Origin of the sequence: Criblamydia sequanensis CRIB-18, assembly GCF_000750955.1 — a bacterium.
Lineage (GTDB): Bacteria > Chlamydiota > Chlamydiia > Chlamydiales > Criblamydiaceae > Criblamydia > Criblamydia sequanensis.
In genome coordinates, this window is record NZ_CCEJ010000001.1 from 382,735 (window position 1) to 397,748 (window position 15,014).

16 protein-coding genes are annotated in these 15,014 nt (G+C 38.6%); 6 read left to right on the forward strand and 10 right to left on the reverse strand.

Annotated features, from left to right (window positions below):
* Positions 1-183: 183 nt before the first annotated feature.
* From map to CSEC_RS01585, 6 genes are all read right to left on the reverse strand, one after another.
* Positions 184-1,083: a type II methionyl aminopeptidase gene (gene map, locus CSEC_RS01560; protein WP_041016634.1), complete on the reverse strand. Its 900-nt coding sequence runs from the start codon at positions 1,081-1,083 to the stop codon at positions 184-186.
* Position 1,084: 1 nt separating this feature from the next.
* Positions 1,085-1,891, reverse strand: coding sequence for a hypothetical protein (locus CSEC_RS01565; RefSeq protein ID WP_041016635.1), 807 nt, complete (start codon positions 1,889-1,891; stop codon positions 1,085-1,087).
* A 7-nt stretch (positions 1,892-1,898) separates the two neighbouring features.
* Positions 1,899-3,038: a branched-chain amino acid transport system II carrier protein gene (locus CSEC_RS01570; RefSeq protein ID WP_041016636.1), complete on the reverse strand. Its 1,140-nt coding sequence runs from the start codon at positions 3,036-3,038 to the stop codon at positions 1,899-1,901.
* A 274-nt stretch (positions 3,039-3,312) separates the two neighbouring features.
* Positions 3,313-3,681 carry a hypothetical protein gene (locus CSEC_RS01575; RefSeq protein ID WP_041016637.1) on the reverse strand — a complete coding sequence of 123 codons (369 nt, stop codon included), beginning with the start codon at positions 3,679-3,681 and terminating at the stop codon, positions 3,313-3,315.
* Positions 3,682-3,741: 60 nt separating this feature from the next.
* On the reverse strand, positions 3,742-4,164 hold the full coding sequence (locus tag CSEC_RS01580) for a DUF1214 domain-containing protein (protein WP_041016638.1): 423 nt from the start codon (positions 4,162-4,164) through the stop codon (positions 3,742-3,744).
* 203 nt (positions 4,165-4,367) lie between these two features.
* Positions 4,368-5,210 (reverse strand): LysR family transcriptional regulator, encoded by an 843-nt coding sequence (locus tag CSEC_RS01585; RefSeq protein ID WP_041016639.1) that lies wholly within the window; start codon positions 5,208-5,210, stop codon positions 4,368-4,370.
* 100 nt (positions 5,211-5,310) lie between these two features.
* On the opposite strand from CSEC_RS01585, the gene CSEC_RS01590 reads away from it, so the two are divergent.
* From CSEC_RS01590 to CSEC_RS01610, 5 genes are all read left to right on the forward strand, one after another.
* Positions 5,311-6,711 (forward strand): NTP/NDP exchange transporter, encoded by a 1,401-nt coding sequence (locus CSEC_RS01590; protein ID WP_041016640.1) that lies wholly within the window; start codon positions 5,311-5,313, stop codon positions 6,709-6,711.
* A 184-nt stretch (positions 6,712-6,895) separates the two neighbouring features.
* Complete coding sequence (locus CSEC_RS01595; protein WP_041016641.1) at positions 6,896-7,879, forward strand: ABC transporter ATP-binding protein; 984 nt, start codon at positions 6,896-6,898, stop codon at positions 7,877-7,879.
* Positions 7,876-8,667, forward strand: a complete 792-nt coding sequence (locus tag CSEC_RS01600; RefSeq protein ID WP_041016642.1) for an ABC transporter permease — start codon at positions 7,876-7,878, stop codon at positions 8,665-8,667. The genes CSEC_RS01595 and CSEC_RS01600 overlap by 4 nt, the downstream gene beginning before the upstream one ends.
* Positions 8,668-8,730: 63 nt before the next feature.
* Entirely contained in the window at positions 8,731-9,468 is a 738-nt protein-coding gene (locus CSEC_RS01605; protein ID WP_053331687.1) for an ABC transporter permease, read from the forward strand.
* Between the two features lie 79 nt (positions 9,469-9,547).
* Positions 9,548-10,684: an NADH:flavin oxidoreductase/NADH oxidase gene (locus tag CSEC_RS01610; RefSeq protein ID WP_041016644.1), complete on the forward strand. Its 1,137-nt coding sequence runs from the start codon at positions 9,548-9,550 to the stop codon at positions 10,682-10,684.
* Here the strand turns inward: CSEC_RS01610 and CSEC_RS01615 are convergent.
* From CSEC_RS01615 to asd, 3 genes are all read right to left on the reverse strand, one after another.
* Positions 10,681-11,199, reverse strand: coding sequence for a histidine phosphatase family protein (locus CSEC_RS01615; protein ID WP_041016645.1), 519 nt, complete (start codon positions 11,197-11,199; stop codon positions 10,681-10,683). The two genes, CSEC_RS01610 and CSEC_RS01615, sit on opposite strands and share 4 nt — an antisense overlap.
* Positions 11,196-11,639, reverse strand: coding sequence for an NUDIX hydrolase (locus CSEC_RS01620; RefSeq protein ID WP_041016646.1), 444 nt, complete (start codon positions 11,637-11,639; stop codon positions 11,196-11,198). Before CSEC_RS01620 ends, CSEC_RS01615 begins: the two co-directional genes overlap by 4 nt.
* A gap of 247 nt (positions 11,640-11,886) precedes the next feature.
* On the reverse strand, positions 11,887-12,945 hold the full coding sequence (gene asd, locus CSEC_RS01625; RefSeq protein ID WP_041016647.1) for an aspartate-semialdehyde dehydrogenase: 1,059 nt from the start codon (positions 12,943-12,945) through the stop codon (positions 11,887-11,889).
* Positions 12,946-13,086: 141 nt separating this feature from the next.
* Between asd and CSEC_RS13300 the strand changes: the two genes are divergently transcribed.
* Complete coding sequence (locus CSEC_RS13300; RefSeq protein ID WP_202593672.1) at positions 13,087-13,866, forward strand: HIT domain-containing protein; 780 nt, start codon at positions 13,087-13,089, stop codon at positions 13,864-13,866.
* A 4-nt stretch (positions 13,867-13,870) separates the two neighbouring features.
* Here the strand turns inward: CSEC_RS13300 and CSEC_RS01635 are convergent, their stop codons facing one another.
* On the reverse strand, positions 13,871-14,947 hold the full coding sequence (locus CSEC_RS01635; RefSeq protein WP_041016648.1) for a methyltransferase: 1,077 nt from the start codon (positions 14,945-14,947) through the stop codon (positions 13,871-13,873).
* Positions 14,948-15,014: the final 67 nt, after the last annotated feature.

Genomic DNA, 15,014 nt, shown 5'->3' on the forward strand with positions numbered 1-15,014 from the left:
CATGTTTTAAAAACCTATAAAACCTCCTTTTTGAATATAATTAATTATCTTAGTATAAAAATTTGAATATAGTTCATTGTCTTATTATAAAAAGAACAAATATATTTGTATATATGTTGTTAAAAATATTATTTAAAAATTAAGTTAATTTTCAGTAAAGATTTATAATGTATTAAGGAAGCGTTAATTTTCGCGGGTTGTAATAAAAACCTGGCCCTCATCATCCACAAGAACTGAATTTTCAGCTTGAGCTACAAGCCCTTTACTTTTTTCAACAAGAGGCGGATAATCGGCGATTATTCCTAAAGAGAGTAAATTCTTCAGGCTTTTTTCTATTTGGGGCAAGTTAGAGGGATCATTCATTAAATCTCTAATTGAAAAAGGGAGGCCGTTATAGGTTTCTATCATTTTTAAAATAGGCCTATCAGCTTCATTTTGGAGAGATTTTCTTGAAATTTGTGAAAAAATAGAGGCTTTTCCGGTTTCATAAATAAAACCTAGGCCTGTTGTGCCAAAAGGTTCAATCGCAAAAGTCATTCCGGGTCTTATGAGGACTTTTGATTGGTCGTCATAATTCGGGATGGAAGGGGAGGTGTGTATTTTATAAACGCCGAGTCCATGCCCGCATAAATTTTTTACAGGATTAAAACCTTGTTTAGAAAGGGTTTCTTGAATGGCTCTTCCTATTTCAAACACAGGAAGGCCCACTTTAATTTTTTTTTCTGCGGCAAGAAGAGCTTCTTCTGTGGCTTTTACTAAGTCTTGATTTTTTCCGGATAAGTCAATTGTGACTGCGCAGTCTCCGATAGCTCCTTTATAGCAAACCCCAATATCTAATTTAATGACTTCATCTTTAAAAAAAAGGTCCTCAAGGGGGGCCGGTAAAAAATGGGCGGCGACTTCATTTAGTGCTATTTGCGGAGGGAATGCCGGAATGGCTCCAAGCTCTTTGATTTTTAGATTAATCTTTCCAATCACATCGTTGTAAGAAGCCCCCTCTTTAATGAGGGTTTTTCCAAAGCGTCGTACTTCGCAAGCAAGTGATCCGGCCTTAAGAAAGTTCTGTTTATAAGTCTTATTCATTTTATGGCTCTTTTATTAAACACTTCCAAAAGATTTGCATTTCAGGTGAAAAAAAGGGAAGTAATTTTTCATAAGGGATCGGCTTTCTGTCATATTCTTCTGTATCTACAAAAGCGATTTTCCCATCGGTGCAAAAAGGGTTGTTATCAATATAAACAGAGTCATAAAGCCCGCTCTCCTTTAGTAGGGTATAGAAGGCTTTTAAAAGCTCCTTATCGAATTTTTGCCGATAACAGGCTTCATTTTCAGGGTCGCTTAGAACTCCCATATCTTTTTCGATAAAGATAGAATGTTTTGGGTAAGGGCCCGAAGCTTTTGGATATTTCGGAAGCTCGTAAATCCATCCTTTTGAGACCTTGAAATGTCTTTCGAAGCAATATTCATCAATGATCTTTTGGACCCGGATAGCTCCATTAATCCGTAGCAGCCAAAGGTAATTCTCCGAGATAAAATTCTCTTTTAGTTTTAGTTTTTTAAACCGGGGTTCATTGTCGTGGGAGTCTAGGTAGAATTTGAAAACGTAGCCCGGCAGTTCGGGATGCTTAGCGACATTAAGTTCGCTATTTGTTTTCAAAATTTCAAAGCCTGCTGTTTCCATAGCTTTAAAGCTTTCCAAAAGCCTTTCTTTTGAAAAAAGCTGATCCAACTTTTCTTTGATCGGGTGATCTTGGTTAAGCAAGTAGGGGGTTATCGCAACGCTTAAATGTTGAGGGATAAGGGAAGGCTCAAAAGAGCCTTGCCTTATCCCATAGACGATGCTTAGGGCAATTAAAAGAGTTATTAAAGTTAACTTAAATAGAATACGCATTCTTTTCCTAAATAAGGCAAAGTTTAGCTGCAAGAGTCGCTGTAAAAGGCCAATGATTCGTCTTATAACCATAAAATTTATTAAAAATATTGACTAGGGTCAAGACGATTAAAGCAGGATAAGTCACTTCAAGGATCGGGCCTATGAATTTTGCAATTCCTGAAAATTCAAGGTTCGAGACTAAAAAACTTATAAGAAGCGTTATCGCTAAACTTAGAGGGGCGTTTAATTTTCCTTTTGCGACTTCAACTCTTAAAAAATCGCTGAAAAGAGAAGCTAGGACAATAGCTGTTGTCAAGCAAGCGAAGATAACCGCGAGGCAAACCAAAGGGGCTGCATAGGGGCCTAAAGATTGTAGGGCTATAGCTCCAAGCATTTCTTGTGGAAGCTTATCAGCTAAGAGGCTTGAATAGTTCCAACCCATAGCGACAAGCGCGACGTAAACAGAAGAGAGGATTGCACCCCCTATAAAAGAAGCTTTAAAAAAAACTTTTAGAGTCGTTTTTTCACATTCAAGGTTTTTCGAGTGGTCAAAAAGGTGTTTAATAACAAAGGTTGAGAAAAAGAAAGCCGCTAAAAGATCCATGGTTTGGTACCCTTGGAAAAAACCATTTTTAAAAGCTTCTATGGAGTTCATATTGCCTTCAATAGAAGATCCGTCTTTTAGACTATAAAAAGCGATGATGCCAATAAAAAGAAGCAAAAGCGGGGTTAAAAAAGTACCTAATAAATCTACAATTTTATTCTTATTGATCGTTAAAAGAAAAACTAGACAACAGAGAATACCGCTTGAAACGGCAAGAGGCGTTCCCGGCATAATTAACTCTAGTGCGCCATGAGCTACTGTTAGACATCTGGCTAAGACGCCAAAAGGACCCATTAAGGCAAGAGAGAGAAAGGTGAAAAGAAATAATCCTTTTTTTCCAAAGCAGCTAAAAAAACTTGGGAGATCTCCTTTGTAGAGCAAAATGCCTAAGACCCCAAGGAATGGAACTAGAACTCCTGTTAATAAAATACCCATGGAAGCAAATAAAATTGAGCCGCCGCAATCTTGCCCGACAGCTATAGGAAATACAAGATTTCCGGATCCAAAAAACATGGAAAAAAGGGCAAAGCCCGTACTTAAAACTAGTCCCTTGGTCTTCATACCAAAAATTCCTTTCACGTTACAAATTCATAAAAAAAAACCGCACTTTAAAGGTGCGGTTTTTTTTCGAGGCGAAAAAAAAAGCCGCAACTTAAGCGGCTTTAAGATCAACCGATAAAGAAAATCGATCACATCCGTCCCGCTTGGCTCTTGCGAGTCATAATAATTCGGATACGAATGTCATTTCGATTTAATTTATTCATAATTATAAAAAATATTTAATAATTTTATTTATTGTATACCGATAAGATCTTTTATTTCTAGCCTAAAAATGCTAAGCCCCTGTTCTTAAGAGAAAAATAAAACTTCTAATTTTAACATCATCAAGATTTTTTAAATCAAAACAGAGCCTTGTGAAGGCATTTGATTGTATTTCTAAAGCATTCTTCGGGTTTAAGACTGAGTAAAGCGAGCAAAAGCTAGCGGTTAAGTTATAGAGGGCTTTTCCAAAAGAGTGGCTAGTTTCATCTGATAAAAATTTAATTTGACAAACTGTTAAAAGAGTGGCCAGTCCGAATAATATGGACCTTGCTAATGAACCAATGGTGTTAAGGATGTTTTGGGGAAAAGAAACAAGAGATAGGGTCGCCGTTTCAAATGTCCCGTAAAAAACGGGTGGGTAAGATGAATCTATAGGAAACATAGTACTCTCCTTGTTTGAAGGTTAAATAAGGCACTTTAAAATCTTTAGAGGTTAGTTTTTTTACAGGCTTCTCATTCTCCGTAAGGACTGAACTTTTACGTTCATAAATCGGCATAATTGAGGGGAGGGCAGCCAGTTAAAAGTGTCTTTAGGCTTCTCTTTTTGAATGAGGATGTCAAGGGAGCCGTCTTCATTAAATTTTAGGTCCTCACTATCCGAAAATGGCCTATCGACTATAGGAATTTTCAGAACTTTCAAAACGAGAGGTTCTTTCGAAAGGTCTTTGAGGGGGGCTTTTCGAGAAGTTGGATGATTCGTTTTCGTCCTCACCTCATTTGTCGCATCCTTAAGGGCAAGAGGATAGCCATAAATGGTGGTTTCCTCGATCAAATCTTCTTTATTCTGGTTTAAGTTAGCAAATAAAAGCCCGCTTCCAAAGATAGCCATAAAAATAACAAAAACCCAAAGACTTTTCATAGACATAGGGTACCCTATGTATTTGAAATGTATAAAAAAATTTGCACAAGATCAGCCCATTTTTCCAATCAAAAGCGAGTTTCGAAAGAAGTCTATTCAATTTAGCTCGGATTCCAGATTAAGAGGAATGAGAGTCATTTTACCTATGAAATGTGTAATAGATTATTTTATAAATTCTTGCAACTAAGATAAAAATTGAAGGAGTTTTGTTAGTTCGTAAAAATTAATTTCCAAACTTTAAATAAGGCTTTCAAGCGTTTTTCAATAGTTATTTCAGGGTTTCGATAAAGGGCAAGAATTCGATATTTTGATGCCTTAGGCTGGTCTGAAACGGGGAATAAATTAGATCTTAGGGTTAAGAAACAGGGGAGAAAACCGATTTCTTTTGAGTCTTTACAAATATCATAGATTAAAGACCAGCTAGGAAGCCTTGACTTTATGGGTAAGGGGGCATTATGGAACTCTTGCCATTTTTGTTGAAAACTTAAAACTTCCATTTGATCTTCAGGGATAAGGACGGGGTCATGTTTTGCATTTTTATTTGCTGAATAGAGTTGAAAGGAAGTGATGCCAAGCTCCTCTGCCGTAACACCTTCCCAGAGGGCATTATCTAAGCAAATCGCAACATCTGACTCACCCTGAAGAAGAGATCTATAGGCATGGTCCGGGCGCATTAATTTTAGTTCGATCTTATCTAAAACAATTGCTGAAGGGATTAAAACTCTTGCAAGTGCTTGTGTGGTTGCTACTCGTATAGGGGCTTTTTCTTTTTTTGCCACTATTTCCTTAAGATTTTTTAGCCAGGATTCAGCTTTCGGAAGAAGAAGCTCACCTTCTTTTGTAAGCTTGAATTGTCTTTTTTCATGCTTGCAAAGAAGCCTTCCGAAGGCAAATTCAACCCTTTGAATCACAGCGCTTGCAGCACTTTGGCTTAAGTAATGGAGTTTCGCAGCTTTCCCTAAACTCTTTAAACGAGCCGCCGTGATAAAAAGCTCTAGATCTGCGATTCTTAAGTTTTTAAGAGAGTTGGTTTCTTGATCTAACTTTTTCATATATCATTTTTATCGATATTAAAATTCAATTATATCGACAATACAAATAAAAACAAAGGAAATATAATCAGCGGTCAACCTATATAGGAGATCCTTTTTTATGAATTCCTTCGTATCGATTCTTCAATGGCTTTGCCGTTTTAATTTCGGAAATTTTGAAAAAGAAGAATTTAAAAAATTTCTAAGGCTGGGGCTGATTTTTGGTCTTATTATAGGAGTCTATTGGACTTTAAGACCTTTAAAAGACGCTATCTTTATTCAGTTGGTAGATAAGATGCAACTGCCCTTCGCAAAAACTTTTTCAGTTCTCGCATTAATACCGCTTGTTATGGTTTACACAAGGTTAATCGATAAGTTTTCAAAAGAAAGAATGCTGATCCTTTTGCCTTCATTTTATGGAGTGATGATCTTTGGATTCAGCCTCCTTATGTTATGGCTTCAAATGCCTAAAGAACAATTCTTAAGCCTGTCTTTAACTTTTAAAGTTTTTGCGAGAATAACAGGCTATTTCTGGTATTTATTTGTTGAAAGTTTCGGATCCCTCGTCGTGGCTTTATTTTGGGCCTTTTCAACCAACATCACAAACCCTAATGCAGCTAAGAAGGGATTTCCCTTAATTGTAGCTTTAGGTCAGTTGGGAGGGGTAATTTTGCCATATAATATAGGTGGGCTCCCTCATCGATTGCAGCTATCGACAGATGCTTTATCTCTATTTATTCTATCCCTTCTTGTTTTCGCTTTGATTCCGCTTGTTCGTCATTTTTTCAAAGCCACTCCAAAAGAACTCTTTGATTCCTTCGGCTTGGAAAAAAAAGAAAATGACCAAAAAGAAAAGTCTGAACCCGGGTTTTTAGAAGGGCTTAAATTGGTTGCCAAGCATCGTTACCTGCTAGGGTTATTTTTTGTAAATTTTATCTATGAATTTATTGTGACCTTATTTGACTTTAACTTCAAAATTGCCGCTGCAAGCACGTTTACGGGGGTGGCCCTTAGCAATTACTTAAGCCTCTACGGATCGTCTGTGAACTTGATATCTTTATTATGTTTACTTTTTGGCATTAGCAATATCACAAGATTTTTAGGCGTTGGAGCAGCGCTTTGCTTGATGCCGATGATTGTAGGATTTGCATTGTTCGGTTTTTTGACAATTGACAGCTTGAATTTTCTTTTCATGCTCATGGTTGGTTCCAAAGCTATCAATTACGCCTTAAATGGCCCGGCTTTGAAACAATTATATATTCCAACCACCTCTCAAGTCCGTTTCCAAGCGGGGGCTTGGATTGAGACTTTTGGTTCCAGGGCTTCTAAGGAAGCAGGCTCTTTATTCAATATTCTTTTGACCCCCCTTCAGGCCAATTTTGGACAAGTTCTTGGCAAATCGTATTATTTAATGCTCTCAGGGTATCTTGGATTTCCTCTTTTATTGCTCTGGGCTTTTTTAGCTTTATTTTTGGGCCGTTCTTTTAAAAATGCGGTTCAAAGCAAGCAAATCATTTGCTAAATTAGAACCTCGAGCGGTTGGAATGCCCCTCGGGGTTCTTAGAATTTTTCTTTACAGCAAAGATTGAAATTGATAACTTCAATAGCACTTTATATTTAAAAACGTCCGTTCAATTTTTTTCTTTACCTTCATAAGGTCCTTTTATGGCCTTATATTTCGATTTTTACCAGATTTTAGAGTTTTTATGAGCATCATTTCGGTTAAAGACCTTTATAAGGAATTTCATGTCCCCGTTAGAAAAAAAGGATTTTTAGGGTCTTTACGCTCTCTTTTTTCTCGTCAATCTCTAACTCGTGTAGCTATCAACCACGTTTCATTTGATGTCCATGAAGGGGAGCTTTTAGGGTATATTGGGCCGAATGGAGCGGGAAAAAGCACAACTGTTAAGCTGCTTTCAGGAATTTTACTTCCAACTTCCGGCGAGGTAAAAATTCTTGGAAAAACCCCATGGGTGAATAGAGTTGAAACAGCCAGGCAAATTGGCGTTGTATTTGGTCAAAGAACGCAGCTTTGGTGGGATTTACCTGTCATTGAATCCTTTGACCTTTTAAGAGATATCTATCGGGTTTCAGATCAAAATTACAAAAAAATTCTAGATACTTTAACTTCAACGCTTGAGCTTTCGAAAATTTTAAACGTACCGGTTCGCCAGCTAAGTTTAGGTCAGAGAATGCGCTGCGACCTTGCAGCATCTCTTCTTCATTCTCCAAAGATTCTTTTCCTGGATGAGCCTACAATAGGTCTTGATGCGGTAAGTAAGCTTGCCGTTCGAGATTTCATAAAACATCTTAATAAAGAGCATAAAGTTACTGTTCTTTTGACAACGCATGACATGGATGACATAGAGTCTTTATGCAAGCGTGTCTTGATTTTAAATGAAGGCCAAATTTTTCTTGATGGCCCTCTTTCGACCTTAAGAAAAAAAATGCTTCCCGAGCGCCATTTAATTGTAGATATGGATAAGGAAATCGAGGGGATTGAAATTGAGGGCGCAGAAGTATTTAAAAGGGAAGGGCATAGACTCTACATCCGGTTTAATCCGGATGTTATTTCAACCCCTAAGCTCATTTCTGAAATTACTGGAAAGCATGCTATCCATGACCTTTATGTTGAAAACCCGCCAATTGAGGAGATCATAGCAAAATTTTACCGGGATGCTAATCTATGAGTCCCTATATTGCCCTCTTTAATGCCAGGCTCTTAACTTTAATTCAGTATAGAGTAGCCGCCTTTGCAGGTTTTCTAACCCAAATTTTTTGGGGTTTAATCAAGACAATGATTCTGACTGCTTTTTTTTTGGAAGCCAAAGGCCCTGAACCGATTACGCTAATGCAAGGGATTACATTCATTTGGCTTGGCCAGGGTTTTTTGCAATTACTTCCCTGGAATATAGATAAGGAAATAGAATCGGATATTCGAAGCGGCAATGTGGCTTATGAGCTTGTAAGACCTTTGGATTTATACAGCCTATGGTTTGCAAGAGCTTTAGCTATGAGAGTTGTTCTAACTTTAATGAGAAGCCCTTTTCTTTTATTGATAGCTTTTCTATTCTTTGGTTTGCCGCTGCCAGATTCTTTCTTGTCAGGTCTTGCATTTCTTGGATCGCTTTGCCTTGCAGCGCTTCTCTCTTCAGCGATTACAACGCTTGTTCATATCACTTTATTTTGGACCCTTTCCGGAGAGGGTATTTTAAGGCTTCTGCCTCACTTTACCATTGTTTTAAGCGGGCTTGTCGTTCCATTGCCTTTATTTCCTGAGTGGATGAAACCGGTTATCAATAGTCAGCCCTTTAGAGGCATTATTGATATTCCCTCGCGTATCTATACCGGAGTCATTCCTGCAAGTGAAGTGCTTTTTTATTACGCTTTCCAAGCCTTTTGGATTCTATCTCTTGTTCTTCTTGGAAAGTTTTTAATCGGACGCGCTTTAAAGAAAGTCGTCATACAAGGCGGTTGAACAGTGTTTTTAGAAAAGACCCGATTATATTTCAAGCTTGTTTCAATTTCATTTAGGTCTCAAATGCAGCATAAAGCTTCTTTTTTTATGCTAGCCATAGCCCATTTTCTTTCCACGTTCGTTGAAATATTCGGCATATGGGTTCTCTTTGATAGGTTTAAGAGTCTGGGAGGCTGGACTTTGGCTGAAATGTCTCTAATATATGGGGTCATGCATATGGGTTTTGCAACGGCTGAAGCTTTTGCAAGAGGTTTTGACACTTTCAGCACTCTTGTAAAAAAAGGGGATTTTGATCGAATTTTACTAAGACCTCTTGGAACCCTCTTTCAGATAGCTACAAGGGATGTCCAAATGATGCGGATCGGAAGGTTTTTACAAGGGTTGGCTGTTCTTTCGTGGGGATTTTGGCAGCTAGATCTGTCTTTCTTTTCGTCTGCTTCACTTGTTGTTTTATTTGCCACAATTGGAACGACAGCTCTTTTCTACGGGCTATTTGTCATTCAAGCGACTTTGTCATTTTGGACAACTGAAACTCTTGAACTCATGAATATCACGACCTATGGCGGCATGGAAACCGGGCAATATCCGATAAATATTTACAACACCCCGTTCCGCCTTTTTTTTACTTTTATTATACCTTTGGCGGCCGTCGGCTATTACCCCATCTTGGCGGCTCTTAGACTAGAGGGGATTTACTTTTGGTTTGGCGCTATGGCTCCAATTGCCGGTATCGCATTCCTTTTATTTGCCATAAAACTTTGGGATTTTGGTGTAACACGCTATCGATCGACAGGAAACTAGAACCTTACAATTTGCTTGAAATCCTAATCTATGCTATGAAAAATTTTTTATAAAAAATGATTCATCCCCAAGATTAATAATGAGCGACAAAAATCAAAAAACAAGAATTTGCATAGCTGGCGCCGATCATGACAGAGAAGTTCCGGAAATCGACCTTTTAAGCCCCTTAAAGATACGAGGAGTGACTTTTAGAAATCGCATCGGGATGTCCCCTATGTGTCAATATAGCGCAAAAGATGGCTATGCAAGTGATTGGCATCTTGTAAATGTGGGCTCAAGGGCTGTTGGCGGGGACGCTCTTTCTATGGTTGAAGCGACTGCCGTCACAAAAATAGGGCGTATTTCTCCCGGGGATCTTGGGATTTGGGAAGACGGCCACATTGAGATGCTCTCCCGAATTGCTGCATTCATAGAAAGTCAGGGGGCGGTTCCAGGCATTCAGCTTGCCCACGCGGGGCGAAAAGCGAGTGTCGAAGTTCCATGGAAAGGCGGTCAAAGATTAGGCCTGAAAGAAGGCGGTTGGGATACTATTGCCCCAAGTGCCATACCTTTTAATGAAGGGGATCCACTCCCTAAGGCGCTTGATGAAAAAGAAATCTTAGGACTCATACATGATTTTAAGGAAGGCTGTAAAAGAGCTTTAAAAGCAGGTTTTAAAGTGATTGAAATTCACGCCGCCCATGGGTATTTGCTTCATGAGTTTCTCTCGCCTTTAAGCAATAAAAGAGCCGATGCTTATGGCGGAAGTTTAGAAAACAGGATGCGGCTTCTTTTACAGATAGCACAAGAGTTTAGGCGTCTAATTGGAGATGAGCTCTGTCTTTTTGTGCGTATTTCTGCGACTGACTGGGTTGAAAAAGGATGGGACGTTGAAGAGGCCATTATTTTAGCTAAACATTTAAAGGCAATAGGGGTGGACCTTATAGATGTCTCCACAGGCGGCATGGTTCCAAAAGCGTCAATTCCAGTCGCAAAAGGCTACCAAGTTCCTTTTGCCAAGCAAATTCGAGAAAATGCCGGAATTAAAACGGCGGCCGTCGGCCTTATTACAGACCCTTTGCAGGCCAATGAAATTATAACGGGGGGGGATGCCGACTTTGTGTTTTTAGGCCGTGAGTTTTTAAGAGAGCCCTATTGGGCCTTAAAAGCAGAACTAGAGTTAGGGGCGCAATCTAATTGGCCCCTTCAATATGGCTATGCGGTCAAGAGACGTTAAGGCTGCACCAATTTTCTAGCAGACCAATTGTCCTTTTCATCAAGTTGAAAATGTACCGGTACACAGTTATCAATTTTCCAGTCATGTTTGACTTTCATAAGGGAGCAAATGGCAAAGTGAATCCCGCCATGAGCTACAATGAGGACAGGACCTTCCTCCGAAAGAGCTAGATTTACAGCATGTCTTGCTCTTTCGACAAACTGCATCACGGCAGTTGAAAAATTAAGATTGGCCATTGTTTTCCAAACTTCGGGATGGCACTCTGCCAAGCCTTCTATTTCTACTTGAGGAGAAGCTAAGTTGACACTGATAAGGTCCTTAGTTTCCCGAGCCCTAGTTAGAGGACTAAAGCAAATTGTTTTTATTGGAAGCTTTCTAACTATTGGCTCTATGGCAAGAGCTTGGCTTTTTCCCGTTTCATTCAAGCAAATTTCAGAAGAATCAGAATAGACCCCTTTTAAGTTGTAATCGGTTTGTCCATGTCTTACGAAATAAAATTCTTTTTTTGTGATCATTTTTGTAATTCCTTATAAAACTCTATTGCTTCAATGGCGCCGAGCATTAGAGGAAGCGTTGAGATTTCTTCCAACGACAGCCATCGATAAGCTTGGTGTTCTTTTGAGAGATGAATTTCAGGCAATTCTGCAAGAGTTACCTCGAAGAGGTGATAAATGTAATCGCACTTAGGTTTTCTCATAAATAAAAGATCTAAAGATCTTATAGAGTCTTTTGAATCGATTCGAATGCCGGTTTCTTCAAAGAGTTCCCGTTCCATCCCATCTTCCGGCAATTCACCGTTTTCAAGTTTACCGGCGGGGACGCCATAGTGAAAAGCTTCCTCTTTTTCTTGGGAAAGCTGTAAAATTAAAATTTTATCTTCGTGTTTTACGTAAGCTGCTGTCACATAAACATGAGTTTTAAAGTCAGAAGGCTTTTTTCTAAAAACTTGAATCATAAGGAACTAAAGTTAATTTTTTTAAAAATTTTATATTAAATCATTCCTTTAATTCAACAACTTTAATCGATGATAGCGGTCATCTCTTTTGTTTTTCAGAGGGCAATTATTTTTGATCCGTGTAATGTTTTCCGATTTCCGGGGAATTAAGTAGAAAAAATGGCATTCGTCATTGATAAGTTACCAAAAGCGTTACTTTCTTTTATAAGCAATTGCTATTTTATGTTTGCCTAGAGGAAATTAGTTATCATTCTTTTATAAATCCCTTTAAAAGCATAAGCTCCGCATTTAAAATGGCAGAGCCGGCAGCTCCCCTAATAGTGTTGTGTGAAAGCAATACAAATTTCCAATCTAATAGAGGGCATTTCTGCAAGCGTCCAAGGGAGACCGTCATCCCATTATTTAGGTGCCTATGAAGTTTAGGTTGGGGATGCGCCCTATCCTCAAGGTAAATTAAGGTTTCTTTAGGCAGAGAAGGGAGGGAGAGGTTATTTTGAAATGAAACCCCAAAGCGTTTCCAGGCATCGATGATGTCTTTCGCCTCGCTTGTTTTTTTTTGTAAACTTAATGAAACGCAAGCCATATGCCCATCCATGACAGCTACCCTATTGCATTGAGCGCTAATCTGCATGGGATAGGGTTTAATAGCAGCCCCCTTTAATTCTCCTAAAATTTTGAGAGGTTCTTGTTCGATTTTTTCTTCTTCACCCGAAATAAAGGGAATCACATTATCTAAGATGTCAAAGCTTGAAACCCCGGGATAGCCGGCCCCGGAAACGGCTTGGAGGGTTACGACATGGACTTTATCAATCCCGAATTCTTGTGCAAGCGGTTTTAGTGCGGTTGTTAACCCAATGACTGAGCAGTTAGGGTTGGTTACGATACGCCCTTTATGGCTTTGATGATTCAACAAGTTAAGATGATCGCTATTGACCTCAGGAATGATTAAAGGGACATCCTCATCCATCCTGTGATTTTTAGAATTTGAGATTACAGTGAAGGAAGCTTTCGCAAAATTGGTTTCAATATCTCCTGCCACACTAGAATCAAGGCCTGAAAAGACAACTTTCGGAAAATGTTCGGGTGTGCAAGGATGCAATTTAAACTGAGCTATTTTAGTTTCCAGGGGAGCTGCCATTCTCCATGTCATGGCTTCTCCATAAAATTTTCCGGTTGATTTTTCTGATGCGCCAAGCGCTTTTATTTCAAATAAGGGATGGTTGCTTAAAAGTTCGACAAATTTTTGCCCAACAACCCCTGTTGCCCCAAGAATTCCGACAGGAATTTTTTTTGATAAATGAAACATAGAAAACCTCTTAAAAATTGGAAAGAAGCTTACCAACAAAAAAATTGGATAGCTAGAGGAGATTTTTATTAATTTAAAAAATAGTTCAAGCTGTTTTATAATATCTTCCGACTTAAAAAATCCAAAACCTAAGGTTCTAAGATGTCTGACAAGCCCTTATTGGAATTTCAAATGCAGAAATTGATACGTGATAAGATCCCGGATCTTTTTAGCAGTGATGAAGTCTTATTCAAAACAGAAATTTTAGATGAAGCTTGTTATCGCAAAGAGTTAAAAGAGAAACTTAAGGAAGAAACTTTTGAAATTCTGAATACTTCAACCAAAGAGGAACTGAAAGAAGAACTTGCAGACCTTTTAGAAGTCATCGAGTCTATTATTAAGGCGGAAGGGCTTTCTTGGGAGGAGGTAAAGCAAATACAAAAAAAAAAACGTGAATCAAAAGGCGGGTTTGATTCAAGGCTTTTAGCTCATTGCGTACAAATTAAAGAAGGAAATAAAGAAGCTTCCTATTTTAAAAAGAGGGATCTTTCTATGGAGCACGATTGTTTATTCTGCAAGTTTCTCCGGGATGATTCAAAAATAGAAGTGGTCGGGCGTTTCAAGCACTGTTTTGTTATGAAAGACAGATACCCGGTGGCGAAAGGACACATTTTAATAATACCCTATGTGCACTATGAGAATTGGTTTGAAGCAAAACCCGAAGTACAGCATGAAATCATTGAAATACTAAATGTTATGAAAAAAAAATGGGATAAAGTATACGCGCCTGACGGATATAATATAGGCGCGAATGCGGGAAGAGCTGCCGGACAAACGGTCATGCATCTTCACGTTCATCTAATTCCACGCTATAAAGGAGACATGGAAGACCCAAGAGGAGGCGTAAGAGGTGTCATCCCTGAAAAGCAAAAATACGGATAAACTCTTATCTTTTTTTCTTCGCTTCAATAATTGAAAATTCGGTCGCTGTCGGGTAAATATCCACGATCTGGAATCCAGCTTTTTCAAGCATTTCTTTAAACGCCTCTCCTGTTCTTTCTTTACCGCCTGTAATCATCATCATTTGCATGTCCATACAATTGGCGTACCTCGACCGGTCTTTAGGAAGTAAAATAGTTTCTATAATTAGGAGCCGGCTCTTTTCAGTCATCGCCTCATAGCACTTAGCCAGTATTTTTTCTGATTTTTCCTCTTCCCAATCATGTAGAACAGATTTTAATAAATAGGCGTCTCCACCTTCCGGAATCGATTCAAAGAAATTACCCGCTACAAGCTCGCATCTTGGACTTTCTAGAAGAGGGGATCTTATTTTTAAAATCTCAATCACTTCAGGAAGCTCAAAAATCATTCCCTTTAAGTTCGGGTTATCGTTGAGTAAGGCAATCATAAATTGTCCATAGCCGCCGCCAATGTCATAAATAGTATGAAATTTTTTAAAGTCGTAGGAGGCGATAGAAGATTGGATGACAGCTTGCGATTTTTGTTTCATCGCGTCTTGAAAAAGCGCAGCTCGTAAAGGGTTTTCTTTAAAATAAGTGAACACGGGTTTTTGATGGGTTATTTCAAAAGCCGGAGTATTCAGTTTTAAAGAAGGCACGATCGCATCCCAGGCTTCATGGATTTCTTCTCCAAAAAATAGGGAGAGGGAGTAAAGGGACTCGGGATGCTTTTTTGCAAGAAGAAGACTTAAATCAGAATTTATAAAAAGGCCTTCGTTTTCTTCAGCAAAAAGTCCAAAACCGACTAACATTTTAAGAAGTCTTTTTAAGGAAAGCTCATCTGTTTCTGTTAGCAAAGAAAGTTCTTTGACTGTTTTTGGACCGTCCAGCAAATGATCTGCGATTCCAAGCTCTGTGGCAGCGTAGACCCCCCTTGTGACCCATTCTCCTGAAAGCAGCATCAATAACTTTTCTCTTGCAGCTTCATCTTTCTCCATAGAGGTCAGGGGCAAAGGCGTCACTAAAACACTCAAAACAAGAAAATATTTAAAAAATAATTTCATAAGGTCTTCCTAAACTTGAATTTTCTAAGGATATTAGAGAAAGGTTTTAATTCTAAAAAGAAAAATT